The following is a 25,472-nucleotide window of genomic DNA, read 5'->3' as shown; positions in this document are numbered from 1 at the left end:
ATCAGTCGACTTTTCAGGGAAAGCGCGCGTGGCACGCCAGTTCATCTATCACATGGCCGGCCTCAACAAGGCCTACGGCACCAAGAAGGTGCTCGAGAACATTCATCTGTCCTTCTACCCGGACGCCAAGATCGGCATCCTCGGCCCCAACGGCGCCGGCAAGTCGACGATCCTCAAGATCATGGCCGGCATCGACAAGGAGTGGAGCGGCGAGGCCTGGCTGGCCGAGGGTGCTACCGTCGGTTACCTGGCGCAGGAGCCGGCGCTCGATCCGAACAAGAACGTGTTCGAGAACGTCATGGAAGGCGTCGCCGCCAAGACCGCCATCATCGAGCGCTACAACGAATTGATGATGAACTATTCCGACGAGACGGCGGACGAGTCGGCCAAGCTGCAGGACGAGATGGACCGGCTCAACCTCTGGGATCTCGAACAGCAGGTCGAGATGGCGATGGAGGCACTCGGCTGCCCGCCCAAGGAGGCCGACGTCACCAAGCTGTCGGGCGGCGAGCGCCGTCGCGTCGCGCTGTGCCAGCTGCTGCTGCGCCAGCCTGACCTTCTGCTGCTCGACGAGCCGACCAACCATCTCGACGCCGAGACGACGGCGTGGCTGGAAAAGCATCTGCGCGCCTATCCGGGCGCGGTGATGATCATCACCCACGATCGCTACTTCCTCGACAACGTCACCGGCTGGATCCTCGAGCTCGATCGTGGCCGCGGAATCCCGTACGAAGGCAACTACACCAAATATCTCGAAGCCAAGGCCAAGCGGCTCAAGCAGGAGGGCCGCGAGGACGATGCACGCCAGCGGGCGATCGGCCGCGAGCGCGAGTGGATCCAGTCGAGCCCTAAGGCTAGGCAGACCAAGTCGAAAGCCCGTATCCAGGCGTTCCAGGATCTGCTGGATGCAGCCGACAAGCGGCGTCCGAGCGACACGCAGATCGTCATTCCGCACGGCGAGCGGCTCGGCAATGTGGTGATCGAGGTCGAGGGCCTGTCGAAGGGCTTTGGCGACACGCTTTTGATCGACGATCTCGAATTCAAGCTGCCGCCCGGCGGCATCGTCGGCGTCATCGGCCCGAACGGCGCCGGCAAGACGACGCTGTTCCGCATGATCACCGGCCAGGAAAAGCCCGATGCCGGCACCATCCGCGTCGGCGAGACGGTCAAGCTTGGTTATGTCGACCAGAGCCGCGACGCACTCGACCCGACCAAGACCGTCTGGGAAGAGATCTCGGGCGGCGCCGAAGTGGTCAAGCTCGGCAAGTTCGAAGCCAACACCCGCGCCTATTGCGCGTCGTTCAATTTCCGCGGCGGCGACCAGCAGCAAAAGGTCGGCAATCTCTCCGGCGGTCAGCGCAACCGCGTGCATCTGGCCAAGATGCTGAAGACCGGCGGCAACGTGCTGCTGCTCGACGAACCGACCAACGATCTCGATACCGAAACGCTGGCCGCACTTGAAGACGCGCTCGAGAGTTTCGCCGGCTGCGCCGTCATCATCTCGCACGATCGCATGTTCCTCGATCGTCTGGCGACGCACATCCTCGCCTTCGAGGGCGACAGCCATGTCGAATGGTTCGAAGGCAATTTCGAGGATTACGAGCAGGACAAGATCCGCCGTCTCGGCCCGGAAGCGGTCAACCCGCACCGCATGACGTATAAGCGGCTGACGCGGTAAGACATTTACAGGGCGGCGAATTCTCAAATGATCTGAGGAACCAAGATGGCCGACTGGTCCGCCGCCCTCTACCTGAAATTCGAGGATGAGCGCACCCGCCCGGCGCGCGATCTCGTTGCGCAGGTGCAGGTGCCGGCACCGCGCAGGGTCGTGGACATTGGCTGCGGGCCGGGCAATTCGACCGAATTGCTGGTCGAGCGCTGGCCGCAGGCGCAGATCAGCGGCTTCGATACCTCGCCCGACATGATCGAGAAGGCCAAGGCGCGCCTGCCCGGCGTCAGCTTTGCGCTGGCGGATGCGGCGGCGTGGCAGCCGGCCGAACCAGTCGACGTGATCTTTGCCAATGCGGTGTTTCAGTGGCTGCCGGAGCATCCGGCGGTCTTCCAGCGGCTGATGGGATTTTTGGCGCCTGGCGGCGCGCTTGCCGTGCAGATGCCGGACAACATGGCCGAGCCTTCGCACCGGCTGATGCGGGAGACCGCGGCCGAGATGCCGTTTGTCGAAAAGCTCGAGCGCGCGGCCCGCGCGCCGCTGCCGCCGGTCGCGTTCTACTACGACCTTTTGTCGCCATTCTCGGATCGGCTCGATATCTGGCACACGATCTACAATCATCCGCTGGCCGATGCCGAGGCGATCGTCGAGTGGGTGAAGTCGACGGGGCTGAAGCCGTTCCTCGATCCGCTCGACGAAAACGAGCGGCTCCTTTTCCTGACGCGCTACACGGCCAGGATCAGCGAAGCCTATCCGAAAACGGCAAGCGGCAAGGTATTGCTGCGCTTTCCCCGTCTCTTCATCGTGGCGCGGCGTTCTGCTTAGAAGCTCTTAGCTACACCCAAAAACAGCCAGCAGCGGGTGCTTGACCGGCTTTCGCCGTCATGCGCATCTCACTGGGGCACGGCCCTTCATGGGCCATGGGGGGTGGATGATGACACTGAAAAAGATGGTTTTCGGCGGCAGTATTTGTGCGGCCGCTATGCTTGCCTTTTCGATATCGGCGCAGGCCAAGCGAGCGCGCTGCTTCACCAGCGATGACGGCTATTTCTCCTGCAGCTACCGGGCGCTGGACGATGCCGGCAGCTTTCGCAGCTCGGCGCCGGGCTATCCGACTTACGTCCTGGAGATCGACGGGCCGGGTTTTGCCTATGGCTATGTCAATCTCGGCCGCCGCAACGTGCCGCTGCCCGGGCAATTCGTGCGGAGCCGCGATGACGGTGCCTGCTGGAACAACCCGCAGACCAATACCAAGCTCTGCGCCTGGTAAAGACTGTTTCCAGGGACTTGATTTAAGCCGGCATAAACTGGCTAGGTGCAAAAGAGGTTGCGCCGAGCTTTTTGCGGCGTCGACATGAAGCCGCAACGCCTGCGCACGGGACGAACTGGAAATGCATCGCGTCATCATCAGCGGCATCGGCGTTGAGATCCCCGAAGCTTCGATCACCAATGAGGAACTCGTCGCCAGCTTCAACAGCTGGGTGGACATGGAGAACGTCCGCCGCGAGGTATCGGGCGAGCCGCTGCTGCAGAAATCGGACAGTGCCTTCATCGTCCATGCCTCGGGCGTCCAGACCCGCCATGTCATCGAACGGGAGGGCATCCTCGACCCGAACCGCATGGCGCCGCGCTTCCCGGCGCGGCCCGACGATGCGCTGTCGCTGGAGGCCGAGTTCGGCATCGCCTCGGCCAGCAAGGCGCTCGATCATGCCGGGCTGAAGCCCGGGGATATAGACCTGGTGATCTGCTCCGCCTCGCACCATCAGCGGCCCTATCCGGCGATCGCCATCGAAATGCAGCAGGCGATGGGGACGAAAGGCGCCGGCTTCGATATGGGGCTTGGCTGCTCGTCGGCGGCGGCGGCATTGCACATCGCCGTCAACCTGGTGCGGGCAGGGGCGCATAAACGCGTGCTGGTGACGACGCCGGAGATCATCACCGGCCATCTCAATTTTCGCGACCGGCAGACGCATTTCATCTTCGGCGACGCTTCCGTGTCGATGATCGTCGAGGGGCTCGCGCAAGGCGAGAAGCGGCCGGGGCGCTTCGAGGTGCTCGACACGCGCGCCTGGACGCAGATGTCGAACAGCATCCGCACCAATCTCGGTTATTACACCCGCGCCACCCAGGACGATCCGTACATGATCGATCTGGAAGGCAATCTGATCAAGCAGATCGGCAACAAGGTGTTCAAGGAAGTCACGGTCGCCGGCCACAAGTTCATCGTCGAATTCCTGGCCGAGCACGGGCTGACGCCGCAAGCGATCCGGCGCTTCTGGCTGCATCAGGCCAATGCGCGGATGAACGCCATGATCCTGAAACTGTCGTTCGGCCATGACGTCGATCATGACCGCGCGCCGATGGTGCTGGAGCGCCTCGGCAACACCGCCGCCGCCGGCGCAATCGTCGCCCTGTCGGAGAACCATGCCGATATGAAGGCCGGCGACTATGGCCTGCTCTGCGCCTTCGGCGCCGGCTACTCGATCGGGGGCGCGCTGTTGCGCATGCTTTAGACTCGTTGTCCCAAAACCGCTGTGCGCCCTCGGTTCAAGCCCGAGGGCATGCTTTTGGGCGACATGCATTAGCTCGGCGCGAACGGAACCAGCATCGGAACGCGCCTGGCATAGTCGTCGTAAGCGCTACCCAGTTCGCTGCGCAGAAAACGCTCCTCCAGCCTTGCCTTCATGATGATGCCGGCGGTGAGAAGGGCGGCGCCAGCGATGCCCCAGAGGGTGCCTTTCGCCGCCATGGTGGCGAGGATTGCCAGAAGCAGCCCGGTGTAGATCGGGTGGCGGACCAGCCGGTAGGGGCCGCTGTCGATGACGCGGTGCTCTGCCTTGGCGGTGACCGTGCCCGACCACAGGCGGCCGAGATGCAGCCGCGCCCACCAGGCAAATGCCAGGCCGGCGGCAATCAGCGCGACGCAGATCCACGCTTCGGCAAGGTTCGGCGTCCAAAGCCTCAGCGGGCCGGCGTAACCGTGCGCCGGGATGAAGAGCAGGATCGTGCCGACCACCAGCACGGCCCGGTAGGGCAGTTCGGCCTCGAAGCCGGCGCGTTTTTCTGCCCGGTCGGCCCAGAAGGCGGCCGCGGCCCATGAGACGACCCAGAGCAGCCAGAGCTGCGCGATTGCCGATGCGGGATGCACGATAAACCTCCGCAGGCTTAACCTGACCGATATTATCAACCGATGCAGCGCGGCAGCAATGCGGCACGCTTGTGCAAGGGCTCGATTCAACCAGGACGCTGGTGGTGCCGACCCGTATCAGCCGTCTTGATTGGAGCATCAACGCTTTCGACTGGACCCTATAAATCGACTTCGGCTAATTGCATCCCGTCGCTAGGAATGAGACCAATGCCGGATCTGTTTCCCGCAACCGAAAATCCAGTCGAGATCGTGCCGGCGCGAAAACTCGCCGCCAGGGTGGCGGCGCTCTATCTCGCATCATTCGATCGTTTTGAGACACGAGCGGTGGATACGCTGCAGCTCGGCTTCGACGGTATCGAAGGCGATTTCCACGCCGGCACGACGCGGCGCTCCGGCGGGCGGGAACCCTGGTATCCGCGCGGCACCGAGATGCGCAACGAACGGCAATTGTCGATCGTCGCGGCGGACGAACTGGCAATCGTTGCCGAACGGATGGGCATTACCGAGATCAAGCCTGAATGGATCGGCGCCAATCTCCTGATCGAAGGCCTGCCGCACCTCTCGATGCTGCCATCCGGCTCGCTGCTGTTCTTCAAAGGCGGCGCGACCGTCAAGATCGACGCGCAGAACGGGCCTTGCCGGATCGCCGGCCGATCAGTCGCCGAAAAGGCCGGGATGGCCGACCACGAGGCCGGCGCGCTGCTGTTCCCGAAGGCGGCAAAGCGCTTGCGCGGGCTCGTCGCCTGGGTCGAGAAGCCCGGCACGATCACGGCCGGCGAGGAGATATCGGTGCGCGTGCCCGAGCAGTGGATTTACCGGGCCTGAAGGTGAGTCCAGGCAAGGCGGTGTTGCCAGTCGAGCCGCGTTCCTTCGTACCCCTATATCCTGCAGGGCAGAGGGGCACTGTCCCTGGACCTCTCAAAACCCATGCTGAAACGAAGTCGCGATTCAATGCTGAAGGCGAGCAACTTTGTTCTTGCTTTGTGCCGGCAGCTATGCTACTAATTTGGGTATGGTGCTAATTGGCTCCAACGACCCGCCTCCCGAGGCGGGTTTTTTGTTGCCGACCTGACGTCGGCGGGACAGAGGGGGCGCCGCAGAACTCGACGCGTCTGCTTGCCGTCCTCTACGCCTCATCCTCATCGTCGAGCAGACGGGTGGCACGCCAGCGGGTCAGCGCGATGTTGGTTTGTTCGATGACGAAGAAGCGCGCGGAATCGCGGTCATAGCCGTCGGCGAGCAGCTTTTCGTAGTCGGTGTGGGCGTGACGAATATGCGCAATCGTCGCCAGCCACACGGCAATGCTCGGCGGCAAGCTCTTCATGTGCACGGCGCCGGCATCGGCACGGATCTTTTCCATGTCGGCATAGGGCGCCAGCGGCAGAAGCGCTGTCAGCGCCTTGGCGATGGCGCGGCGGCGGCCGGTCGGGGCGCTCACCGCTCGTCCGATCTGGACGTCTCGTTCCGCCCAGCCATGGTCGCCTCGGCGAAGGCATCGGTCGAGGCGAAATAGGGCTTGATGTCGATGACCGGCGTGCCGTCGAGCACGTCGATGGCGTCAAGCTCGACGCGGCCGATGTCGATGTCGAGTGTAACGAGCTTGGCGACATGCAGCCCAATTGGGTTCGGCCGGGCAGGGGAGCGCAGCGAAAAGACGCCTTTCGGCTCCGTGGCATGGCGGGGTTTCTGGACAATCAGTTGCCGCGGCGCATGGTGCAGCCAGGACAGGATGATGACGTGGCTGGCGCGTTCCAGCCCAAGCAGGCCGTCCCGATAGAGCGGATCGATCGTGAGAGCCGCCGGCTGTCCCGTCTCCCGCGCGGCCTTCATGTTTTTGGGGCAGGTCTCCCGCGTAATCCAAGGCGAAGCGATGCGGCCGATGAAGACGATGTGGCCATCCGGCGGCATCGTTGCCGGGTCGGTTTCCAGAAGCTTTTCGCCGCTGCGCGTTTCGAACATGGGTCTCGCCTCGATCATGCTTGCGGGCTTGCGCGGTCCGCGACGCATGCGTCATTTTCTTGTCCGGAAGCGACATAGCGCTTGCAAGCCTATCAAAACCGACATAAACATATGTTTATATCTTTTCAAAGAGAATGCTCGCATGCATGTCGCTCTCGACACGATGGTAGATACATTGAAGGCGGCTGCCGAATCCAGCCGGCTGCGCATATTGGCGCTGCTGTCGCGCGGCGATCTGACGGTGTCCGATCTCACCGAAATCCTCGGCCAATCGCAGCCGCGCGTCTCGCGCCATTTGAAATTGCTGCTGGAGGCAGGGCTGATCGGCCGCTACCAGGAGGGCTCGTGGGCGTTCTTCCGGCTATCGGATTCCGACTCCTCGCGCGATTTCGTGCTGAGGCTGGTTTCCGGCATCCGCGGCGCCGATCCGCAGGTCGAGCGTGATCTCGAACGGCTGGCCGCGGTCAAGCGCAAGCGGCAGGACCGGGCTGCCGAATATTTCTCGGTAAACGCCGCAAGCTGGGACCATATCCGCTCGCTGCATGTGCCGGACCGCGCGGTCGAGGCAGCCCTCATCAAAGTCGTCGGCAAGCGGCCGTTCCAGTCGATGCTCGATCTCGGCACCGGCACCGGACGGCTGCTCGAGATCTTTTCGCCGCTCTATCGGCGCGGCGTCGGCATCGACATGTCGCGCGAGATGCTGACTGTGGCGCGCGCCAATCTCGACAAGGCGGGCGTTTCGAATGCGCAGGTGCGCCAGGGCGACATTTTTGCGCCGCCGGTCGAGCGCGACGCCTTCGACCTCGTTACCATCCATCAGGTGCTGCACTATCTCGACGATCCCGCCCGCGCCATCCGCGAGGCGGCGCGGCTGTTGCGCCCGGCCGGCCGGCTGGTGATCGTCGATTTCGCGCCGCACACGCTGGAGTTCTTGCGCGAGGAGCACGCGCATATGCGCCTCGGCTTTTCCGACCGGCAAATTGGCGACTGGTTTTCCGAGGCCGGCCTCGACCTCGAGGACAGCCAGGAATTCGAGCCGCGCGGCGGCAACGAGGCCAAGCTCACCGTCAAACTCTGGCTCGGCCGCGATCGGCGCATGCTGATTGCCGAGCCTTCCAACGACAGACAACCGGCCAATGCGTATCCGATAGGGGAAACCGCCTGATGAACCAGTTCCGCTTCTCCCGCCGCCCCGACATCGGCGACAAGGTCAGGGTTTCGTTCGAGTTCTTTCCGCCGAAAAACGACGACATGGAAGCAAGGCTGTGGGACACGGTCACCCGGCTGGAGCCGCTCAGGCCGAAATTCGTCTCGGTCACCTATGGCGCCGGTGGTTCGACCCGCGAGCGCACGGCCCGTACCGTCAAGCGCATCCTCAATGAAACGACGCTGACGCCGGCGGCGCACATGACCTGCGTCGATGCGGCGCGCCACGAGGTCGATGCGGTGATCCGGGAGTTCGCCGACATGGGCGTCAAGCGTTTCGTCGCCCTGCGCGGCGATCCGGCCGAGGGCGTCGGCGCGGCCTACCGGCCGCATCCGGAAGGCTATGCCAATGGCGCCGAACTGGTCGATGCGCTGAAGGGCGCCGGCGATTTCGACATATCAGTCTCGGCCTATCCGGAAAAACATCCGGAAAGCCCGGATTTCGCCACCGACTTCGACATGCTGAAGCGCAAGGCCGACAACGGAGCGACGCGGGCGATCACCCAGTTCTTCTTCGACAACGATCTCTATGAACGCTATGTCGAGCGGGCACGGCGGGCCGGCATCTACATACCGATCGTGCCGGGCATATTGCCGGTGCACAATTTCACCCAGGTCGCCAACTTCTCGGCACGGTGCGGAGCCTTGGTGCCGGCATGGCTGGCCGAGCGCTTCGATGGGCTGCAAAACGACCCGCAAACGCATGCGCTGGTGGCGTCTGCCGTGGCGGCCGAGCAGGTGCTGGACCTTGTCGAGCGCGGCGTCGGCGATTTCCACTTCTACACGATGAACCGGGCCGATCTGGTCTTTGCCATCTGCCACATGATCGGCATCAGGTCGCACGACGTCGAGGCGGCGGGATCCGCCGCGGCGTAAAGCGGCAAGCTCCTTTTTGAAATGCCAAAGATCGGGGAATGCAAAAGGCCGGGCAAAATGCCCGGCCTTTTCAATGATTTGGAGTATTCGGTGCTGGTCTTCCCCCGCTCAGCGGCCTTATGGAAGGACGCCCATAATGAGGGCGCCGATGAATGCAAACGCAGCACAAATCATCAATGCGTTGATCGGCCTCGTCAGTCCCATGTCATAGCCTCCTCTTAAAGAGCTATGGCGAGAGTCTAGGGTCATTTGTGCCACAGGCAAGCAGAAACTTTGCTGCAATGCGACGAGATTGTGGAATTTGCGACCTGCCGTTTGCCGTTAGGCATTGAAACTCTTTGTCAAAAGCCGGCTCGGGACCTGTGAATAATTTGTGGCAAAGCCGAGGCAGCAACGAGAATGGCAGCGCTACCGCGCCAGAAATCGGAATCGATTTCGGAACGAACGAAGATTCGAAACGTCCTTTGCACGTCCAGCCGGATGCTGGACGCTACATGACGCGAAGGGCAACCAGCAGCGCGGTGTGAGGATAGCCCGGACTTGAATATGCTGCCAATTGGCACTATATTGCCTGCCAAGTGTTGGAGGTCGGAATGAGTGTCGCTTATGCTGTTCGCGATCCTGCAAATCAGGCTTTGCCGGCAAATCTGGCGGATGCCTCGGCACGGGCGCGGATCACGCCAGCTGCTGTTGCCGGCATCGTCAGGCTCGCAGACATCTGGCATCTGACCAGCACCGAGATCTGTGCCTTGATCGGCGACGTGTCGGAGAGAACCTGGTTCCGCATGAAGAAGGGCGAATGGGAGGGCGTTCTCTCCCAGGATTCGCTGACACGCATCAGCGCCCTGATCGGCATCTTCAAAGGACTGCGGCTTCTGTTTTCCGAAGCGCTTGCCGATGAATGGGTGCGGTTACCGAACAAAGGGCCTCTTTATGGTGGCCGGCGCCCCCTGGACGTGATGATCGAGGGCGGCATTCCGAAACTGCTGCAGGTTCGCCAACACATCGACGCCTTGCGCGGTGGACTTTGAATGCAGATCCCGCCGCGCGCTGACATTTCCCAGCGCGACACGATCCGGCTGATTTCGACAGGCAGGCTCAAGGAACCGGTCCTGATGCCGTTGGCCAGGAATCATGGAGATTTGGAAGACCTTGCGGAGCTCGAAGGAGCCACCAGCGGCCGCCTTCAGGCGCAGCAAGGGGGATTGCCCGACCTCGATCCGCGCGAACTGGTGTTCGGGAGGCCAGGCTACACCTTCATCAATGCGGCGTTCGCTTACACCCGTCCGGGCGGCAATCGTTTCAACGATGATGCCAGGGGCGCTTGGTACTGTGCGTTCGATGCGGAAACTGCGCTCGGCGAGGTCTCGTTTCATCTGACGCGAGAGCTTGCCGCGATCGAACGGTTCGAAAACGTCACCGACTACGCGGAGCTCGTTGCCGACTTCATAGGCTCGTTTCACGATCTGCGCGGTGCTGAGTTCAGCAAGGACCCGGTGCTCGATCCGGATACCGCCTTAGCCTATCCGGCCGGTCAGGCGCTGGCGAAACAACTCCGCAAGCAAGACGCCGCGACCGGTCTTGTGTATCCTTCCGTGAGACATGTTGGCGGGACCTGCCTTGCCGCCTTCCTTCCCGATCTCGTTCAGAATCTCCGGCAAGGCGGTATCTGGCGTCTGGAATGGCAGGGTTCATCTGTTCCCGCGATCACGCCCATATAGCGCACGATCGGAAGCGACAACTTCGCTGTGCCATCTCTAACGCCGCCCGAACAGGCGACCGTCGATGGTGACGAGGCCGAGCGCGATCAGCGCCATGCCGCCGAGTTCGAACAGTTCGAGCCGCTCGCCGAGGAACAGGAAGCCGAGCAGGATGGCACTGGCCGGCACGATCAGCGTGACCAGCGAGGCGTTGGTGGCGCCGGCCGAGGCGACAAGGTTGAAATAGAGGATATAGGCGAAAGCCGTCGACAGCAGCGCCAGCGCCAGCACCGCCGCCCAGACCGGCGGCGAGGCCGAAAACAGATTGGCGGCATCATAGGTGAACAAAACGACCGGGATCATGATGATGGTCGAGCAAGTCAATTGGCCGGTGGCAATGACCGGTGACGGGACACCCTTGAAGCGGCGGGCAATCATCAGCGCAACCGCATAGGAGACCGAGGCACCGATGAGCGCGAATTTCGCCCAGACCGGGCCGCCGAGCCCGGCGACAAGGCCGGGACCGATCATCACCGCCGTTCCCGCGATACCGAGGGCGATGCCGGCGAGCTTGTTCCACGACAGCTTTTCATCACTGGTCAGGGCGTTGGCGAGGATCAGCGTCCAGAACGGCGTCGTCGAATTGAGCACCGAGGCGACACCGGCGCCAAGCTCGGTCTGGCCGGCAAAGATCAGCGAGAAAGGGATGACGTTGTTGGCGAACGCCAGCAGGAAGAACAGGCCGGCATGCGGCAAGGCGAGGCGAAACGACGGGCCGCGGACCGCAAGATAGAGCTGCAGTGCCGCGGCCGCGATGGTGACGCGGAACAGCACCAGCACCAGCGGCGGAAGTTCCGCCACCGCAATGCGGGCAAAGAAGAACGAACCGCCCCAGATGGCGCCGAGCAGCAGAAGCTGCGCCCAGTCTTTGAGCACCATCGGACCGCGCACAGTGTTGGTGGCAGCTATCGCCATTGGTCGTCCTCCCAGACGAGATGCCTTGCTCGTCAGGCATCTGTTCACGCCATATCCGATCCGGCCGCAAGGGCCACCCAAAACCTGAGCGATGGCCTGGCTCGCCCATAACCGGCGGTACAGAACGGCGTAGCGCCGCGAAGCCGGGGCGGCGAGACATAGAATTGTTTTCATTAGCCGCTAGCTTCGATTAATTGTGCGCAGCCTCAGTCAAGGGATTCGTCCATGCAGCGATTCGAAAATGCCCGCGAGGCAGCGCTGGCGCTTCGCCCGGACGATCCGATCTATTGCTTCCGCCCGCAGGTGCTGAAGGCGGACGCCAAACAGTTCATGGGCATGTTTCCCGGCAAGACCGCCTATGCGGTCAAGACCAATGGCGAACAGATCGTGCTCAACGCCCTGGTCGAGGCCGGCGTCAGCGCCTTCGATGTGGCCTCGCCCGGCGAATTCGCCGCCGTGCGCGCCGTCTCGCCCGACGCCGAGATGCTCTACATGCACCCGGTCAAGGCGCAGTCGGACATCAGGCTGGCGCTGGAAAAATACGCCATCCGCGTCATTTCGCTCGACCATGAAGACGAGATCACCAAGCTGACCAGGGTGGTGCGGGCGCTCGACATCGATCCGGGCGCGATCACCGTGTTCGTGCGCATCCAGACGAAAGGCTCGGCGGCCTACGAGCTGTCGAAGAAGTTCGGCGCCGGACCGGCCAATGCGGTCGAACTCGCCGAACGGCTGAACCGGACGGGCTACAAGGTCGGCCTATGCTTTCACGTCGGCAGCCAGATCGAGGATCCCGACACCTATGAGCGGGCGCTGGCCTCCGCCGACTGGGTGCGCAACCGCGTCGGCTTCGACATTGCCGGGCTCGATGTCGGCGGCGGCTTTCCGGCCGAATACGGTCATGATCCGAACAGCCGCAAGCCGGAGATGCCGTCGCTCGGCCAGATCATGTCGCGGCTGTCGGGCGACCTCCAGGAGTACCAGTTCGACCAGATGCCGCTGGTGGCCGAGCCCGGCCGGGTGATCGTGGCGCGCTGCCTGTCGCTGATTGTGCGTGTGCTGCTGCGCAAGGGCAAAAGGCTCTACATCAATGACGGCATCTGGGCGTCGCTGTCGGATTCATGGACCGGCAAGATCACGCTGCCGGCTCGCTTCATCCCCGATCCGGCGATCCGCTCGCGCAATGGCGAGGACAAGACCATCGTGCCGTTCAAGGTCTGCGGCGCGACCTGCGATTCCGTCGATATATTGTCGCGGCCGTTCTGGTTGCCCGAAACCGTCGATACCGGCGATTGGATCGAGATCGGCCATATCGGCGCCTATTCGCTGTCGCTCCGAACACGGTTCAACGGCTTCTATCCCGATACTTTCGTCGAGGTGGCGACGCCATTCGACGAAGGCGATGCGCCGCAGGGGTTTGCCAGCCTGGAGACGATGGCGGATTAGTTGATGGTGAATGGTGAATAGTGAATAGTGATTGGAAGTAGTTCTTGCGTTCCGTCCGCTTCGGTGAATTGTCACCATTCACCATTCACCATTCACCATTCACCATTCACCATTCACCATTCACCATTCACCCCCCGTAGTCAGGCCACGCCGCCGCCGGCCTGGATGTTCTCGCCGGTAAGCCAGCGAGCTTCGTCGGAAGCCAGGAAAACCGCGACATCGGCGACGTCGCGTGGTGCTCCGATCCGGCCGAAGGGCGACATGCCGGCGGCCACGGCGCGGTCCCGTTCGGGGAGCAGGTCAGTGTCGGTGAAGCCTGGTGAAAGCGCATTCACGGTAACGGCGCGCGGACCGAGTTCGCGCGAGAGGACGCGGACGAACTGCTCGACGGCTCCCTTGCTGCCGAGATAAAGCGCCGTCTGCGTGAAGAACATCCTGGTTCCACCGGTGGAGACGGCAATGATACGGCCACCGTCGCGAACGCGGCGCGCCGCCTCCTGAAGCGTGAAGAAGGTGCCCTTGGCATTGGCGCCGAAGACGTGATCGAAGTCCGCTTCGGTGGCATCGACGAGCGGCTTTATGACGGCGACGCCGACATTGGCGACGACGATGTCAATCGGCCCCATCTGCCTTTCGGTCTCCTCGAACAGCCTGCGAATGTCGGGGAGACTGGAGACGTCCGCCTGGATGGCGACGGCTTTTCCGCCATTCCCTTCAATGGCGGCAACGACCTCCCTGGCTGCCTTCTCGTTGCCGACATAGTTGACGACCACGGCAGCACCCTTGGCCGCGAGCCCCTCCGCGATGGCGCGTCCGATGCCGCGTGAACTGCCGGTCACAAGTGCGGTTTTGCCTTCGAGTGGACGATGCATGGCTTCTCCTTCCGTCTGATGACGGCCGCCTCGATCGAGCGGCGTTCCAGGGAAAGCTAGAGGCATGCTATTGCTAAGAGAATAGCCTATTATCTAACTGACTTGTTAAGCCTGAGGTACATAATGCGAGGAAGCGAGTTTTCCGAACTCACGGCATTTGCAGCAATCATCGAAGAGGGAACCTTCGTCCGTGCCGCGGCCAAGCTCAGGATTTCGCCTCCAGCGCTCAGCCAGACGATACGCGGGCTGGAAGAGCGTCTCGGTGTCCGCCTGCTGAACCGCACCACGCGCAGCATGTCGCCGACCGCTGAGGGCGAGAAGCTGTTTGCCCGCATCGCACCGGCGTTCGGCGAACTGGAAGGGGCCGTAGCCGACGCTCATGCATCACGCGGCCGGCCGGCAGGCTCGCTGCGCATCAATGTTCCGCGCATCGCCGCCATGCGTTTCATCGCGCCCATCCTCGGCGATTTCCGCCGCGCCTATCCCGATATCACCCTCACAATCATTGTCGACGACATGCTCACCGACATCGTCGAGGGCCGCTTCGATGCCGGGATCAGACTGGGTGAGCGGCTGCACAAGGACATGGTGGCGGTGAAGCTCAGCGAGGAACTCGAGATGGCCGCAGTGGCGGCGCCGAGCTATCTGGAGCATCACCCGATGCCGCGTCACCCCGCGGACCTGCATCAGCACCAGTGCATCAATTTCCAGTGGCCGAGCGGCGGCAATCTTTATCGATGGGAGTTCGCCCGGGGCCAACGTGCCTTGGAAGTGGCCGTCAGCGGCGGCCTGACGATCAACGATACGGAACTGATGATCGGGGCGGTTCTGGATGGGGTCGGCGTGGCGTACATGCTGGAATATCAGGTCCGGCCGTGGATCGAAGCGGGAAAGCTCATTCGTTTTCTCGAAGCCTGGTCGCCGAGATTTCCGGGTTTTTATCTCTATCACGCGAGTTCCCGCCAGGTTCCGGCGCCGCTGCGAGCGTTCATCGATTTCCTGCTGGCGAGGCGGTGAATAGTGAATAGTGAATAGTAGTAGCTCTGGTGCCCAGTGCGGCTCCGGTGCTATTCCTTTTCACCATTCACCACCCTCACAGTCTGGCCAGCAGCTCCGGCGTCGGCCAGCCGTCGACCGGCAGGCCCAGCCGCATCTGCTCCTTGCGGATAGCTTCGCGGGTGTTGGTGCCCAGTATGCCGTCGACGGTACCGACATCATAGCCTTTCGCCTCGAGCTTGGTCTGCAGCGCCTTCATCTGGTCGCCGTTGAGGCCGGGTTCGGGGTTGCGCGGATCGAAGCGCGGCGCGCCCCCCAGCCGGGCGGCAAGATTTGCCGCGGTCAGGGCATAGGTGAAGGACTGGTTCCACTCGAGATAGACGTCGAAATTGTCGTAGGTCAGGAAGGCTGGCCCCTTGCGACCCATAGGCAATGCCAGGCCGGCCTTCATGCGGTTGTCGAGAAGCGGCGTACCGTCGGGCCTGGTAACGCCCCACTGCGCCCACTGCGTCAACGGCAGCTTGTTGGTGCGTCCCGTCTGCTCCCACGGCAAATCGTCGGGCACGCGGACTTCCTCGATCCAGGGCTGATCGCGCTTCCAGCCGCGCGACTGGATCTTGCTGGCCGTGCTCATGATCACATCCGGCGCGCTGCCGCGCAGGTCGACCAGGCCATCGCCGTCGCCGTCGACGCCGTGGCCGAGATAGTCGGAAGGCAGCATCTGCGTCTGGCCGATCTCGCCGGCCCAGGCACCGGTCACGTCGGCCGGCACCACGCCGCGATCGATCAACATCAGCAGCGGCACGATCTGCGGCCGGAACAGCTGCGGGCGGCGGCAGTCATGCGAGAGGCTCACCAGCGCGTTCAGCGTATGAAAATCGCCTTGCACGGCGCCAAAATCGGTTTCCAGGGCCCAGAAAGCGGCGATGACCGGCGCCTGCACGCCGAATTGGCGATCGGCGCGGGCAAAGACCTCGGCATATTTTTGCAGGTTGGCCGCACCTTGCTTCAGCCGATGCGACGAGATCATGCGGTTCGAGAATTCGATGAAGGTCTGGGTGAAGACGCCTTGGGCGCGGTCGCGTGCCAATGCCTTCTCATCGAGGGTGGCGTTTTCCAGCGCATCAAGGCCGGCAGCGCCGACGCCAGCCGCCCTGGCCTCCGCCGCCACACCCTGCTTCCATGCCTCGAAATCGCCGCCGCATTGCTCTGCCGCGGCCGGCACGGCGCTCAGGAGCAGCGCCGCGAGAAGTCCAAAGCGCAATCGCATCGCTATCCTTCCAAGAAGATTACCGGCGGTTGCAGGCATTCGTCATTGGCTGTGTCGAAAAGCAGGCGACAGGCCCGGTGTCAACGGGTGTTCTGCCGCAACCACTTCTTCCAGGCGGCTTCGGAGCCGTTGAAGACGCTGATGTCGGCGTTTCCGGCCATGCCCGGCACGACACCCGTTCCGGTATACTGCCAGAAGGTGAAGGGATGACTGCCGTATTTCTGGCGCGGGTGCCCGGCCACGGAGCGCAGCCAGTAGGGGTAATTGCGGAAGCCCGATAAACCATTATCTTCGAAGAAGTCCACCGACGTGTAGATGATCGGCTTCTTGCCGTAGTGTTTTTCGACGATTTCGAGGAATGTGCTCATCTCGCTGCGTACCGTGGCGGCATCGGGCCGCAGCTTGCAGGTCGGCGATTTCGGGTTCCATTCCATGTCGAGAACCGGCGGCATGGCCGAGCTGTCTTTGGGCACGTTCTGGATGAACCAGCGCGCCTGGGTAGCGGCCGGCGTGCAAAAGTAGAAGAAATGATAGGCGGCGCGGGGAATGCCCGACGCCTTGGTGCGGCTCCAATGCTCGTTGAAAGCTTCATCGAACCGGTCTCCGCCTTCGGTTGCCTTGATGAAAGCGAAGGAGATGCCGCTGGCCCTGGCCGCCGGCCAGTCGATCGAGGTCTGGTATTTGGAGACGTCGGTGCCGTGGACGGCATAGCTCCACGGTGCGCCGCTGTCCCATTCATGCGGGTCGGAATCGGCAAAACGCGGCGCGCGTACCGCAACCATCGCGGCGCTGGACGACGACAGCGATGGCGTCAGATCCTCGACCGTCGAGCAGGCACCAAGCAACATCAGCGTGATGAGGACCGCGAAACGGCGCATCGCTACTTCCTGAGCCGGTTTCAGCCGGCCGCTGATGGGTCTTTCCGCGGGTGGCCCCTCGACCGGGCGCGGCGTGTCTGAAACCGACTTACGCGATGCGCCTTGATCTTCGTTTCATGCATTCCCAAACCGTTGCGCAGTTTTGGGACGCATGCATTCAAGCCCCGCCGGACGGTCACCCCACAGGATCGCCCGGTCTGTCCTAAGCGCATCGTTTCGACGCGCTTAGTTCTTTTGTCTGTGCATGTCGTTGTCCCAGAACCGCTGCGCACCCTCGGGTCAGGCCCAAGGGCATGCTTTTGGGTGACATACACCTGTGATCGCCGATCATGGTTGATATTCGGTTGACGGCGCTCGACAAGAGCCGCGATTTTGCCGAAACAATGGCGGCAAATCGATGACATAGATCGAGCGCGCCGAGGGAACTCAAAATGCAGATCCTTTTGAAGTTCGTCAAATGGCTGCTCGGCCTGGCTGTGCTGGCCGCCGCGATACTCGCCGCCTGGCTGTATTTCGCCCCGCCGGAACTGATCCGCGTCGGTTCCGGTTACGCGGCCAAGATCGTCTGCTCGAACGTCTTCATCGCCGGGCGGGACGCCGACGATGTGCTTGCCGTCGATGTGCAGGCGCCGGGTCATCCGCTGCTGAAGCTGATGAGGGTGTCGGTCGACAAGGAGAAGGGAACGGTTTCGGCGGGCCTGTTCGGTGTGCTCGGCAAGAGTGTCGCGGTTGCGCGCGACGGGCTCGGCTGCGCCTCGGTTCCCGACGGCGGTATTGCCGCCGCCGAGGCTGTCGCCGGAGCTGCACCGACGCCGGCGCCGCTGCCCGATGCGATCTGGCCGGAAGGCGACGATGTCGGTGCCTCGCAGGATCCAGAGGTCGCGAAGATCCTCGACGATCCAGCAATGACCGGTGCCGGCATGCGGGCGGTGGTGGTGGTCAAGAACGGCCGCATCGTTGCAGAGCGCTATGGCGAAGGCTTTTCCGAAAAGACGCCGCTATTGGGCTGGTCGATGACCAAGACGGTGAATGCGGCGATCGTCGGCACGCTGGTGAAGGAGGGCAAGCTGGCGATGACCAACCAGGGCCTGTTCGGTCCCTGGAAGGGAGATGGCCGCGCCGTGATCAGCCTCGCCGACATGATGGCGATGTCGAGCGGGCTGGAATTCAACGAGGATTATGGCGACGTCGCCGACGTAACGCGCATGCTCTATCTCGAACCGGACATGGCGGGCTTTGCCGGGTCCAAGCCGCTGACCGGCGAGGTTGGCAAGGTGTTTTCCTATTCGAGTGGCACGGCGGTGATGCTGTCCCGATTGTGGCAGGACGCCATCGGCGACAAGGACAAGGCGCTGGCCTGGCCGAGGACCGCGCTGTTCGATCCGCTCGGCATGCACAGTGCAGTGCTTGAGGCCGACGAGCACGGCACCTTCGTCGGCTCGTCCTACCTCTATGCCACGGCACGCGACTGGGCGCGCTTCGGCCAGTTCCTGCTGCAGGGCGGCGTCTGGAACGGCAAGGAGATCCTGCCCGCCGGCTTCGTCGACTGGATGCGGGAACCGGCAACTGCCTCGAAGGTCTATGGCAAGGGGCAATTATGGATCGAAGGGCCGGGCGACGAGGAAAACCCCGGCGCCGGCATTGCCGCCGGCCTGCCCAAGGACGCCTACTGGATGGAGGGGCATGACGGACAAACGGCCGCGATCGTCCCCTCGGAGCAGCTGGTTGTGGTGCGGCTCGGCCTGACGCCGGCCAGGCTCGGCTACCGGCCGCAGGCGATGGTAGCGGCGCTGGTCAAGGCGCTGCACTAGGCTGTAGCGATATTCAGGTGATGCCGGCCTGCAAACGGCGGTTTCCTGCGCTTCCGGCCTTCGCCGGCCAAAGCACTCATGAGCGGTCGTGGCAGTTAAGGCTACGGCCGGCGTAGGCCGGTGCTCGCGTACCCAAAAGTACGCTCCGCTCCGGTTCTCGGACCCCACCGTTTTCGACTCGGCCTGACCTGAATCTCAACACATCCTGGCTATCGACCTGGGCCGATCACGGCGAGCCAGGCATAGCCGCGATAGAGCGTTTGGAAACGGAAGCTTGCGTCGGTTCTTGCAGATTCCGAATCCAGAACCGCGCGCAGCGATTGACGCGGCTCGACGTGGAATTTTTTCAGCCAGCCGCGCAACAGCGTGCGGAACCAGCCGGGCAGGGCTTCCTGCTGGCCAAAATCGACGACATGCAGCGAGCCGCCCGGTGACAGGGCAGCAAGAGCCGCGGATATCGTCTTTTCCCAGCCAGGGATCATCGACAGCGAATAAGAGACAAAGACGCGGTCGAAACTTTCGACGCCGAACAGCGCCTTTGCGTCGAAATCCGTGGCATCGCCGCGCGCCAGCGTGACGCGGCCGGAGAGGCCTTCGCGGGCAAGGGCGGCGGTGGCCGTCTCCAGCATCTCGGCCGAAATATCGAGGCCGAAGAAGCGCGCGCCGAGATAGCGGCGGGCGGCGAGGATGATGTTGCGGCCGGTGCCGCAGCCGAGCTCGAGCACGGTCCCGCCGGCCGGCACATCCAGTCCGTCGATAAGCCGGTCGCGGCCGAGCAGATAGTATTTGCGGGTCAGGTCGTAGACATGACGCTGCCAGCGATAGACGCCGTCCATCAGCTCGGCATGGCTGGCCGGCAAGTCGGTCGTGCTCATGCGGCCCGCTTCACATAGAGGTGGAAGCCGCCATAGATGGCCGAGCGGTCGCGCGCCGAAAACTCGCGCGAGGCGTCGTTCTCGTAGCGCCATTGGTCAAGCAGCGAATTCGAGACGCGGCCGGGCAGCAGGCTGGGTTCCGCTGCGGTGCGGAAGATGACGCGGGCGCCGGTGGAGGCGGTTCGGGTGATCTCGGCCCACAACCCGTTGAGCTGGTCGTCGGTCATCCAGTCCTGTGCATCGAGCAGGACGAAGCGGTCGACCGAACCGGCATCCTTGCCGGCAAGGAACTCGATCAGATTGGCGTGATGGATGGCGACGCGATCGACATTGTCGCGGATGGTCTTGTAGTTGCGTTTTTCGAGATAGGCGGGCAGGGCGGCCTCGCCCGGGTTGGGATAGCGGCGGGCAAAGGCCTGCCAGGCAAAATAATTGATCTTCAGGGGGAAATCGCAGGCGAGTTTTTCCAACCGGGCCTTCAGCACGCTGGCCATGGTGCCGTCGCCCGAGGTGATCAGCGAATCGTACTGGGCCGGCGGAATTCCGAGGCCGAACAGCGAAGCCTTTCGCGATGTCGCCCATTTCAGCAGCCGCTTTTCGAAGACCGGCGCCAGCTCCTCGTCGAAGAAACGGCGTTGATCGGCGATGCTCTTGGCGTCCATGATGCCGGCCGGGTCGACGCCGAAGAACTTTGCGGTGCGGTGGCCCATGGCGATGAACAGGCCAAGCAGGCCGGTCTGGTAGAAATTGCGGTCGAAGACAGCGATGCGGCGACAGCCGCGCCAGTTGCGCCGCTCCCAATAATGGCGGCTGACCGGATCGAGATGCGGCGCGATGAAGCGGTCGTAGGCCTGCGAATTGTGCCCGGTCTCAGCCGCGCCGAAGAAACGGAAAAGGTCGCCCTGCGACGGCAGGTGACGCACGGCTTCGAGCTTCATCCGGTTCAGCGCGATGTGGGCAGCGTTGAGGTCGACGGCATCGATCCTTTCCGGCGACCGGGTGAGATAGGCGAGGATGTTGCAGCCGCCGGAGGCAATGGTGACGATGCGGTGGCCCTCGCCGAGCTGCATCGCGTCCATGTCGATTTCGGGGTCTTCCCAGATCTGCGGATAGACGAGGCCGGAGAACAGGAAGGCGAACAAGCGTTCGGAGATACCAGCCTTCGACAACGGGCGGTTCTGGTAGACGGCCTTGCCGACCTCCTTGCCGCGGCGAAAAACCAGTTCTCCAGAAATGTCCGTCATGGCAAGGCGATTCCCCGTTTGCTTTGCCGCAAGCGGGTAGCGCAGGGTCATGACAGGCCGGTGACAGCCGGAGGCATCGAGAATTCTACTCCGGCGGTCATCTGATGCGGTTGTCTGCGCTTCCGATGCTCACGGACCCAAATGTCCGCTCCGCTTCGGTTCTCGAGAACCACACCACCTGACTCGCCGGAGCGAATTCTGGATGCCTCCGCTAAGGGCGGCCAAATCCACCTGGGGTCGGCGTTGTCACGATGACCGCCTCGCCGGCGTCGAGTACCGTCTGGTCGCAGGCCTTCAGGATTTCGACGCGGCCATCCTTGCGGCGGACCTTGGTCGAACCGGCCTCGCCGTGGCCGCCGCCGTCGAGGCCTTGCGGCGGGCGGTTGCGATGCGAGGACAGGATCGCGCATTCCATCTTTTCGAGGAAGCGGACGGTGCGCTTGGTGCCGTCGCCGGCATTCCATTTGCCTTTGCCGCCGGAGCCCTCGCGGATATGGAAATCCTCGAGCAGTACCGGGAAACGCAGTTCCAGCACTTCGGGATCTGTCAGGCGCGAATTGGTCATATGGGTGTGGACGCCGGAGGTGCCGGCAAAACCGCGGCCGTCATTCATCCGGCCGGCCGGCGAGCCGGAGCAGATCGTCTCGTAATACTGGTACTGCTTGTTGCCGAAGGTGAGATTGTTCATCGTGCCTTGCGCATTGGCCATCGCCCTCATGGCGCCGAATAGCGCGTTGGTGACGTGCTGCGAGGTCTCGACATTGCCGGCGACGACTGCCGCGGGATAGGCGGGCTTCAGCATCGAGGCGTCGGGAATGATGATGTTGATCGGCCGCAGGCAGCCGGCATTCATCGGGGTGTTGTCTTCGACCATGACGCGGAAGGCATAGAGCACCGCGGCACGGGCGACCGGCTCGGGTGCGTTGAAATTGTTCTTCATTACCGGCGACGTGCCGGTGAAGTCGACGGTCGCTTGGCGCTTCCGCCGGTCGACCGATATCTTCACCTTGATCATTTGGCCGGTGTCGGTCGGATATTCGTATTCGGAACTGTCGGGCAGCCGCTCTAGCACACGGCGCACACTTTCGGCGGCATTGTCCTGGACATGGCCCATATAGGCTTCGACGACGCCAAGGCCGAAATGCGCGACCATCTTGCGCAGCTCGGCGACACCCTTTTCGTTCGCGGCGATCTGCGCCTTGAGGTCGGCGATGTTCTGGTGCGGATTGCGCGCCGGATAGGGATGGTCGGTGAGCAGCGTCGCGAGGTCCTTCTCGCGGAACCGGCCGCGATCGACGATGCGGAAATTATCGAACAGCACGCCTTCTTCGTCGACGGTGGTGGCAAGCGGCGTCATCGAGCCGGGCGCGGTGCCGCCGATGTCGGCATGGTGGCCACGCGAGGCTACGTAGAAGAGGATCTTCGGTGATAGGCCGATCTCCCCCCTTGTGGGGGAGATGCCCGGCAGGGCAGAGGGGGGCGCGACAGAATGAGAGGTCGGCGGGACAGCGCCCCCCTCTGTCGGCTTCGCCGACATCTCCCCCACAAGGGGGGAGATTGGGCGCTCTTCCTCAAACACCGGCGTCACTACCGTAATATCAGGCAGATGCGTGCCGCCATTGTAAGGGGCGTTGAGGGCAAAGACGTCTCCGGGGTGAATGTCGCCGGAATTGAGCCGGATGATGGTCTCCACCGAGCGGTCCATGGAGCCGAGATGCACCGGCATATGCGGCGCGTTGGCGACCAGCGCGCCATTCCGGTCGAAAACGGCGCAGGAGAAATCGAGCCGCTCCTTGATGTTGACGGAATAGGCGGTGTTTTGCAGCGTTACGCCCATCTGTTCGGCGATCGACATGAACAGGTTATTGAAGACCTCCAGCATCACCGGATCGGCTTCGGTGCCGAGTGCGGCGTGCCGGCGCTTCTTCTCGACGCGCCGCATCAATACGTGGTCCTTGGCGGTGATCTCGGCCTGCCAGCCCGGCTCGACGACAATGGTCTGGTTCGGCTCGATGATCAAAGCGGGGCCGGCGATTTTGTTACCGGGCTTCAGTGTTTCGCGAGGGAAGATGCCGGCGTCGCGCCAGACGCCGTCGACGAAGATTTTCCGGGTCCCGGAAGAACTTGCGGCCACGTCTTCAACAACTGAATCGCTTTCGTCGCGGCCGGTGCCGCCGGTATCGGTACCTTCGACGCCGACCGATTCGACGATCATCGGCTTGTCGTCGTAGACGAAGCCGAACTGCGCCTTGTGCGCCAGTTCGAAGTCCGCCTTGGCCTGCGCGATCGAGCCGTGCCCGAAGTTCACGGGCAGCGCGGTATCGGTGCCGTCGTAGCGGATCTGCAGCACCGGTTTCGAGGCGACCGCGTCTTCGCTGATGCCTTGCGCGGCGAGTTCGTCGATGACGGCTTTGCGCAGCGTTGCGATGAGTTCATCGATCGCCGCCCCGGAGTCCTCCACCAGCGGCTTCAGCAGCGCCTGCTGGCGTGACGCAAACACCGAGGACAGGCCGATGCCGTATGCCGACAGCAGGCCGGAGAACGGATGGATCAGCACCGCCTCCATGCCGAGCGCATCGGCGACCAGGCAAGCGTGCTGGCCGCCGGCGCCGCCGAAACAGTTCAGGAGGTATTCGGTGACATCGTAGCCGCGCTGCACCGAAATCTTCTTGATGGCGTTGGCCATGTTTTCGACCGCGATGGTGACGAACCCTTCGGCGACGGTTTCCGGCGAGCGGCCGTCGCCGATCTCGGCGGCAAGCGCGGTGAATTTTTCGCGAACCGTCTGCACGTCGAGCGGTTCGTCCTGGCCCGGTCCAAAAATGGCCGGGAAGAACTCGGGCTGCAGTTTGCCCAGCATGACATTGGCGTCGGTGACGGCCAGTGGACCGCCGCGCCGGTAGGCGGCCGGGCCGGGGTTGGCGCCGGCCGAATCCGGCCCGGCGCGGAAGCGGCCGGCTTCATAATGCAGGATCGAGCCGCCGCCAGCGGCGACGGTGTGGATGCGCATCATCGGCGCGCGGATGCGCACGCCGGCGACCTCGGTGTCGAAGGCGCGCTCGTATTCGCCATCGTAATGGGCGACATCGGTGGAGGTGCCGCCCATGTCGAAGCCGATGACCTTGCCGAAACCGGCGAGTTTTGCCGTCTCGACCATGCCGACGACTCCGCCAGCGGGGCCGGACAACAGCGCATCCTTCCCCTGGAACATGTCGGCGGCGGTGAGGCCGCCCGACGACATCATGAACATGAGGCGAGGGGATTGGCCAATCTCCCCCCTTGTGGGGGAGATGCCCGGCAGGGCAGAGGGGGGCGTGACAGACTGAGATGTTGGCGGGACAGTGCCCCCCTCTGTTGGCTTCGCCGACATCTCCCCTACAAGGGGGGAGATTGGCGCGGCACCCAGTTCGTCCGCCACCTTCTGCACATACCTTGCCAGGATCGGCGACAGATAGGCGTCGACCACCGTGGTGTCGCCGCGGCCGACCAGCTTGATCAGCGGCGAGACCTCGTGACTGACCGAGACCTGCGAGAATCCGAGCTTTCGACAGACTTTGGCGACCGCCTTTTCGTGCTCGGGATGTTTCCAGGCATGCATGAAGACGATCGCGACCGCATCGATGCCGTCCGCCTTGGCCTGCTCAATAGCCGGGCGTACCGAAGCAATGTCGAGCAGGCGCTCGACACTGCCGTCGGCGCGAACCCTTTCGTCGATTTCGACGACACGCTCATAGAGCTGTTCGGGAAGGATGATCTGCTTGGCAAAGATATCGGGCCTGGCCTGATAGGCAATCCTCAGCGCATCGCGGAACCCTTTGGTGATGAGCAGCAGCACACGGTCGCCCTTGCGCTCGAGAAGCGCATTGGTGGCAACCGTGGTGCCCATTTTTACATCGCCGATCAGAGCGGAGGGGATTGGAGCGCCGGGTTGGACACCGAGCAGTTCGCGAATGCCCTGGATGGCAGCATCGGCATAGGCTCCGGGATTTTCCGAAAGGAGTTTCCTGGGATGCAGCCCGCCTTCCGGGTCACGGCCGATGACGTCGGTGAAGGTACCGCCGCGGTCGATCCAGAAATCCCATTTTGCGGTCATGGCAGCGGCTCCCGGGATTTTCCCTGTTCGATCTGTTAGCCCGCGAGGCCCTGACCGGCAATCGTCAAGTGATTGGAATATGTTACAGGCAGAAATGCAACGTTACGAAACTCATGCGCAGCTTACGCATTGTGTTCTCGACCGCCGCCGGTAACGGAGGCGTGATTAGAGGAGAGATGTCATGAAGAAACTCATTCTTGCGTCGGTGTCGGCGCTTGCGCTGCTTGGCCTTGCCGCCTGCAGCAACAGCGGCACCGACAACACCACGACGCAGAGCACCAATCCGCCGGCATCCGACCAGACGATGAAGCCGGCTGCCCCTGACGCAAACAAGCCTGCCGAGCCGGCTCCGGCTCCGGCGCCTGCGCCGGCTGCCCCGGCGCAGTAGTCGCAGTAGTCGCAGTAGTCAATGTGACAGCCAAGGAAGGCCGGCCTCATACGCCGGCCTTTCTGC

The 25,472-nt window shown here is 63.1% G+C and carries 23 protein-coding genes; 13 read left to right on the top strand and 10 right to left on the bottom strand.

The genetic code is table 11. The features are described from left to right. The first annotated feature begins 28 nt into the window (after positions 1 to 28). The 4 genes from ettA (at position 29) to NKJ46_RS16255 (ending at position 4,182) form a co-directional block, all read left to right on the top strand. Complete coding sequence (ettA, locus tag NKJ46_RS16270; RefSeq protein ID WP_352453385.1) at positions 29 to 1,678, top strand: energy-dependent translational throttle protein EttA; 1,650 nt, start codon at positions 29 to 31, stop codon at positions 1,676 to 1,678. A gap of 45 nt (positions 1,679 to 1,723) precedes the next feature. Next, positions 1,724 to 2,494 carry a trans-aconitate 2-methyltransferase gene (gene tam, locus NKJ46_RS16265; RefSeq protein WP_352564437.1) on the top strand — a complete coding sequence of 257 codons (771 nt, stop codon included), beginning with the start codon at positions 1,724 to 1,726 and terminating at the stop codon, positions 2,492 to 2,494. A gap of 109 nt (positions 2,495 to 2,603) precedes the next feature. Continuing rightward, positions 2,604 to 2,939 (top strand): hypothetical protein, encoded by a 336-nt coding sequence (locus NKJ46_RS16260; protein ID WP_352665952.1) that lies wholly within the window; start codon positions 2,604 to 2,606, stop codon positions 2,937 to 2,939. A gap of 121 nt (positions 2,940 to 3,060) precedes the next feature. Then, positions 3,061 to 4,182: a beta-ketoacyl-ACP synthase III gene (locus NKJ46_RS16255; protein WP_352564441.1), complete on the top strand. Its 1,122-nt coding sequence runs from the start codon at positions 3,061 to 3,063 to the stop codon at positions 4,180 to 4,182. A 68-nt stretch (positions 4,183 to 4,250) separates the two neighbouring features. On the opposite strand, the gene NKJ46_RS16250 is transcribed toward NKJ46_RS16255, so the two are convergent. Continuing rightward, positions 4,251 to 4,817, bottom strand: a complete 567-nt coding sequence (locus NKJ46_RS16250; protein WP_352564443.1) for a methyltransferase family protein — start codon at positions 4,815 to 4,817, stop codon at positions 4,251 to 4,253. A gap of 207 nt (positions 4,818 to 5,024) precedes the next feature. Here NKJ46_RS16250 and NKJ46_RS16245 point away from each other — a divergent pair, with 207 nt between their 5' ends. After that, complete coding sequence (locus NKJ46_RS16245; protein WP_352564444.1) at positions 5,025 to 5,642, top strand: MOSC domain-containing protein; 618 nt, start codon at positions 5,025 to 5,027, stop codon at positions 5,640 to 5,642. 301 nt (positions 5,643 to 5,943) lie between these two features. Here NKJ46_RS16245 and NKJ46_RS16240 read toward each other — a convergent pair whose 3' ends face one another. Together NKJ46_RS16240 and tsaA are read right to left on the bottom strand one after the other, a co-directional pair. Continuing rightward, positions 5,944 to 6,255 carry a DUF2293 domain-containing protein gene (locus NKJ46_RS16240; RefSeq protein ID WP_352564446.1) on the bottom strand — a complete coding sequence of 104 codons (312 nt, stop codon included), beginning with the start codon at positions 6,253 to 6,255 and terminating at the stop codon, positions 5,944 to 5,946. Further along, positions 6,252 to 6,776 carry a tRNA (N6-threonylcarbamoyladenosine(37)-N6)-methyltransferase TrmO gene (gene tsaA / locus NKJ46_RS16235; protein WP_352564447.1) on the bottom strand — a complete coding sequence of 175 codons (525 nt, stop codon included), beginning with the start codon at positions 6,774 to 6,776 and terminating at the stop codon, positions 6,252 to 6,254. Before tsaA ends, NKJ46_RS16240 begins: the two co-directional genes overlap by 4 nt. Positions 6,777 to 6,918: 142 nt before the next feature. Here tsaA and NKJ46_RS16230 point away from each other — a divergent pair, with 142 nt between their 5' ends. The 4 genes from NKJ46_RS16230 to NKJ46_RS16215 all read left to right on the top strand — a co-directional run bounded on the left by NKJ46_RS16230 (position 6,919) and on the right by NKJ46_RS16215 (position 10,579). Continuing rightward, positions 6,919 to 7,941, top strand: a complete 1,023-nt coding sequence (locus NKJ46_RS16230) for an ArsR/SmtB family transcription factor (protein ID WP_352564449.1) — start codon at positions 6,919 to 6,921, stop codon at positions 7,939 to 7,941. Further along, entirely contained in the window at positions 7,941 to 8,858 is a 918-nt protein-coding gene (metF, locus tag NKJ46_RS16225) for a methylenetetrahydrofolate reductase [NAD(P)H] (RefSeq protein ID WP_352665951.1), read from the top strand. Before NKJ46_RS16230 ends, metF begins: the two co-directional genes overlap by 1 nt. A gap of 593 nt (positions 8,859 to 9,451) precedes the next feature. After that, complete coding sequence (locus NKJ46_RS16220) at positions 9,452 to 9,889, top strand: antitoxin Xre/MbcA/ParS toxin-binding domain-containing protein (RefSeq protein ID WP_352564452.1); 438 nt, start codon at positions 9,452 to 9,454, stop codon at positions 9,887 to 9,889. Beyond that, on the top strand, positions 9,890 to 10,579 hold the full coding sequence (locus NKJ46_RS16215; RefSeq protein ID WP_352665950.1) for an RES family NAD+ phosphorylase: 690 nt from the start codon (positions 9,890 to 9,892) through the stop codon (positions 10,577 to 10,579). It abuts the gene before it with no gap. A 36-nt stretch (positions 10,580 to 10,615) separates the two neighbouring features. On the opposite strand, the gene NKJ46_RS16210 is transcribed toward NKJ46_RS16215, so the two are convergent. Beyond that, entirely contained in the window at positions 10,616 to 11,533 is a 918-nt protein-coding gene (locus tag NKJ46_RS16210; protein WP_352564454.1) for a DMT family transporter, read from the bottom strand. A gap of 225 nt (positions 11,534 to 11,758) precedes the next feature. Here NKJ46_RS16210 and NKJ46_RS16205 point away from each other — a divergent pair, with 225 nt between their 5' ends. Next, positions 11,759 to 12,979: an alanine racemase gene (locus NKJ46_RS16205; RefSeq protein ID WP_023721223.1), complete on the top strand. Its 1,221-nt coding sequence runs from the start codon at positions 11,759 to 11,761 to the stop codon at positions 12,977 to 12,979. A gap of 140 nt (positions 12,980 to 13,119) precedes the next feature. Here NKJ46_RS16205 and NKJ46_RS16200 read toward each other — a convergent pair whose 3' ends face one another. Further along, entirely contained in the window at positions 13,120 to 13,851 is a 732-nt protein-coding gene (locus tag NKJ46_RS16200; RefSeq protein WP_352564456.1) for an SDR family oxidoreductase, read from the bottom strand. Positions 13,852 to 13,974: 123 nt separating this feature from the next. Here NKJ46_RS16200 and NKJ46_RS16195 point away from each other — a divergent pair, with 123 nt between their 5' ends. After that, the gene (locus NKJ46_RS16195; protein WP_352564460.1) at positions 13,975 to 14,868 is read left to right on the top strand and encodes a LysR family transcriptional regulator; all 894 of its coding nucleotides are present in this window, start codon (positions 13,975 to 13,977) and stop codon (positions 14,866 to 14,868) included. Between the two features lie 76 nt (positions 14,869 to 14,944). Here the strand turns inward: NKJ46_RS16195 and NKJ46_RS16190 are convergent, their stop codons facing one another. Continuing rightward, entirely contained in the window at positions 14,945 to 16,117 is a 1,173-nt protein-coding gene (locus NKJ46_RS16190; protein ID WP_352564461.1) for a lytic murein transglycosylase, read from the bottom strand. Between the two features lie 80 nt (positions 16,118 to 16,197). Beyond that, positions 16,198 to 16,995, bottom strand: a complete 798-nt coding sequence (locus NKJ46_RS16185) for a glycoside hydrolase family 25 protein (protein ID WP_352564463.1) — start codon at positions 16,993 to 16,995, stop codon at positions 16,198 to 16,200. A 431-nt stretch (positions 16,996 to 17,426) separates the two neighbouring features. Here NKJ46_RS16185 and NKJ46_RS16180 point away from each other — a divergent pair, with 431 nt between their 5' ends. Beyond that, entirely contained in the window at positions 17,427 to 18,806 is a 1,380-nt protein-coding gene (locus NKJ46_RS16180) for a serine hydrolase domain-containing protein (RefSeq protein WP_352564465.1), read from the top strand. A gap of 209 nt (positions 18,807 to 19,015) precedes the next feature. Here NKJ46_RS16180 and NKJ46_RS16175 read toward each other — a convergent pair whose 3' ends face one another. The 3 genes from NKJ46_RS16175 to NKJ46_RS16165 all read right to left on the bottom strand — a co-directional run bounded on the left by NKJ46_RS16175 (position 19,016) and on the right by NKJ46_RS16165 (position 25,018). Then, positions 19,016 to 19,681, bottom strand: coding sequence for a class I SAM-dependent methyltransferase (locus NKJ46_RS16175; protein ID WP_352564467.1), 666 nt, complete (start codon positions 19,679 to 19,681; stop codon positions 19,016 to 19,018). Then, a complete protein-coding gene (locus NKJ46_RS16170; protein ID WP_352564469.1) occupies positions 19,678 to 20,976 on the bottom strand; it encodes a BtaA family protein in 1,299 nt (432 codons plus the stop codon). The genes NKJ46_RS16175 and NKJ46_RS16170 overlap by 4 nt, the downstream gene beginning before the upstream one ends. Before the next feature lie 160 nt (positions 20,977 to 21,136). After that, positions 21,137 to 25,018 carry a hydantoinase B/oxoprolinase family protein gene (locus tag NKJ46_RS16165; protein ID WP_352665949.1) on the bottom strand — a complete coding sequence of 1,294 codons (3,882 nt, stop codon included), beginning with the start codon at positions 25,016 to 25,018 and terminating at the stop codon, positions 21,137 to 21,139. A 181-nt stretch (positions 25,019 to 25,199) separates the two neighbouring features. Here NKJ46_RS16165 and NKJ46_RS16160 point away from each other — a divergent pair, with 181 nt between their 5' ends. Then, positions 25,200 to 25,406 (top strand): hypothetical protein, encoded by a 207-nt coding sequence (locus tag NKJ46_RS16160; RefSeq protein ID WP_023676780.1) that lies wholly within the window; start codon positions 25,200 to 25,202, stop codon positions 25,404 to 25,406. The last annotated feature ends 66 nt before the right edge of the window (positions 25,407 to 25,472 follow it).

Origin of the sequence: Mesorhizobium sp. M0166, assembly GCF_040322255.1 — a bacterium.
Lineage (GTDB): Bacteria > Pseudomonadota > Alphaproteobacteria > Rhizobiales > Rhizobiaceae > Mesorhizobium.
Note: the sequence above shows the minus strand (reverse complement) of the source record. Positions and strands in the feature narration are given on the sequence as shown.

What these genes read in the sequence shown, in the direction of transcription:
- NKJ46_RS16165 (WP_352665949.1), bottom strand. Translation starts at nt 25,018, where the DNA reads ATGACCGCAAAATGGGATTTCTGGATCGACCGCGGCGGTACCTTCACC.
- NKJ46_RS16190 (WP_352564461.1), bottom strand. Translation starts at nt 16,117, where the DNA reads ATGCGATTGCGCTTTGGACTTCTCGCGGCGCTGCTCCTGAGCGCCGTG.
- NKJ46_RS16160 (WP_023676780.1), top strand. Translation starts at nt 25,200, where the DNA reads ATGAAGAAACTCATTCTTGCGTCGGTGTCGGCGCTTGCGCTGCTTGGC.
- NKJ46_RS16260 (WP_352665952.1), top strand. Translation starts at nt 2,604, where the DNA reads ATGACACTGAAAAAGATGGTTTTCGGCGGCAGTATTTGTGCGGCCGCT.
- NKJ46_RS16255 (WP_352564441.1), top strand. Translation starts at nt 3,061, where the DNA reads ATGCATCGCGTCATCATCAGCGGCATCGGCGTTGAGATCCCCGAAGCT.
- NKJ46_RS16215 (WP_352665950.1), top strand. Translation starts at nt 9,890, where the DNA reads ATGCAGATCCCGCCGCGCGCTGACATTTCCCAGCGCGACACGATCCGG.
- NKJ46_RS16245 (WP_352564444.1), top strand. Translation starts at nt 5,025, where the DNA reads ATGCCGGATCTGTTTCCCGCAACCGAAAATCCAGTCGAGATCGTGCCG.
- metF (WP_352665951.1), top strand. Translation starts at nt 7,941, where the DNA reads ATGAACCAGTTCCGCTTCTCCCGCCGCCCCGACATCGGCGACAAGGTC.
- NKJ46_RS16210 (WP_352564454.1), bottom strand. Translation starts at nt 11,533, where the DNA reads ATGGCGATAGCTGCCACCAACACTGTGCGCGGTCCGATGGTGCTCAAA.
- NKJ46_RS16185 (WP_352564463.1), bottom strand. Translation starts at nt 16,995, where the DNA reads ATGCGCCGTTTCGCGGTCCTCATCACGCTGATGTTGCTTGGTGCCTGC.
- NKJ46_RS16170 (WP_352564469.1), bottom strand. Translation starts at nt 20,976, where the DNA reads ATGACCCTGCGCTACCCGCTTGCGGCAAAGCAAACGGGGAATCGCCTT.
- NKJ46_RS16175 (WP_352564467.1), bottom strand. Translation starts at nt 19,681, where the DNA reads ATGAGCACGACCGACTTGCCGGCCAGCCATGCCGAGCTGATGGACGGC.
- tam (WP_352564437.1), top strand. Translation starts at nt 1,724, where the DNA reads ATGGCCGACTGGTCCGCCGCCCTCTACCTGAAATTCGAGGATGAGCGC.
- NKJ46_RS16220 (WP_352564452.1), top strand. Translation starts at nt 9,452, where the DNA reads ATGAGTGTCGCTTATGCTGTTCGCGATCCTGCAAATCAGGCTTTGCCG.
- NKJ46_RS16205 (WP_023721223.1), top strand. Translation starts at nt 11,759, where the DNA reads ATGCAGCGATTCGAAAATGCCCGCGAGGCAGCGCTGGCGCTTCGCCCG.
- NKJ46_RS16180 (WP_352564465.1), top strand. Translation starts at nt 17,427, where the DNA reads ATGCAGATCCTTTTGAAGTTCGTCAAATGGCTGCTCGGCCTGGCTGTG.
- NKJ46_RS16200 (WP_352564456.1), bottom strand. Translation starts at nt 13,851, where the DNA reads ATGCATCGTCCACTCGAAGGCAAAACCGCACTTGTGACCGGCAGTTCA.
- NKJ46_RS16230 (WP_352564449.1), top strand. Translation starts at nt 6,919, where the DNA reads ATGCATGTCGCTCTCGACACGATGGTAGATACATTGAAGGCGGCTGCC.
- tsaA (WP_352564447.1), bottom strand. Translation starts at nt 6,776, where the DNA reads ATGTTCGAAACGCGCAGCGGCGAAAAGCTTCTGGAAACCGACCCGGCA.
- NKJ46_RS16195 (WP_352564460.1), top strand. Translation starts at nt 13,975, where the DNA reads ATGCGAGGAAGCGAGTTTTCCGAACTCACGGCATTTGCAGCAATCATC.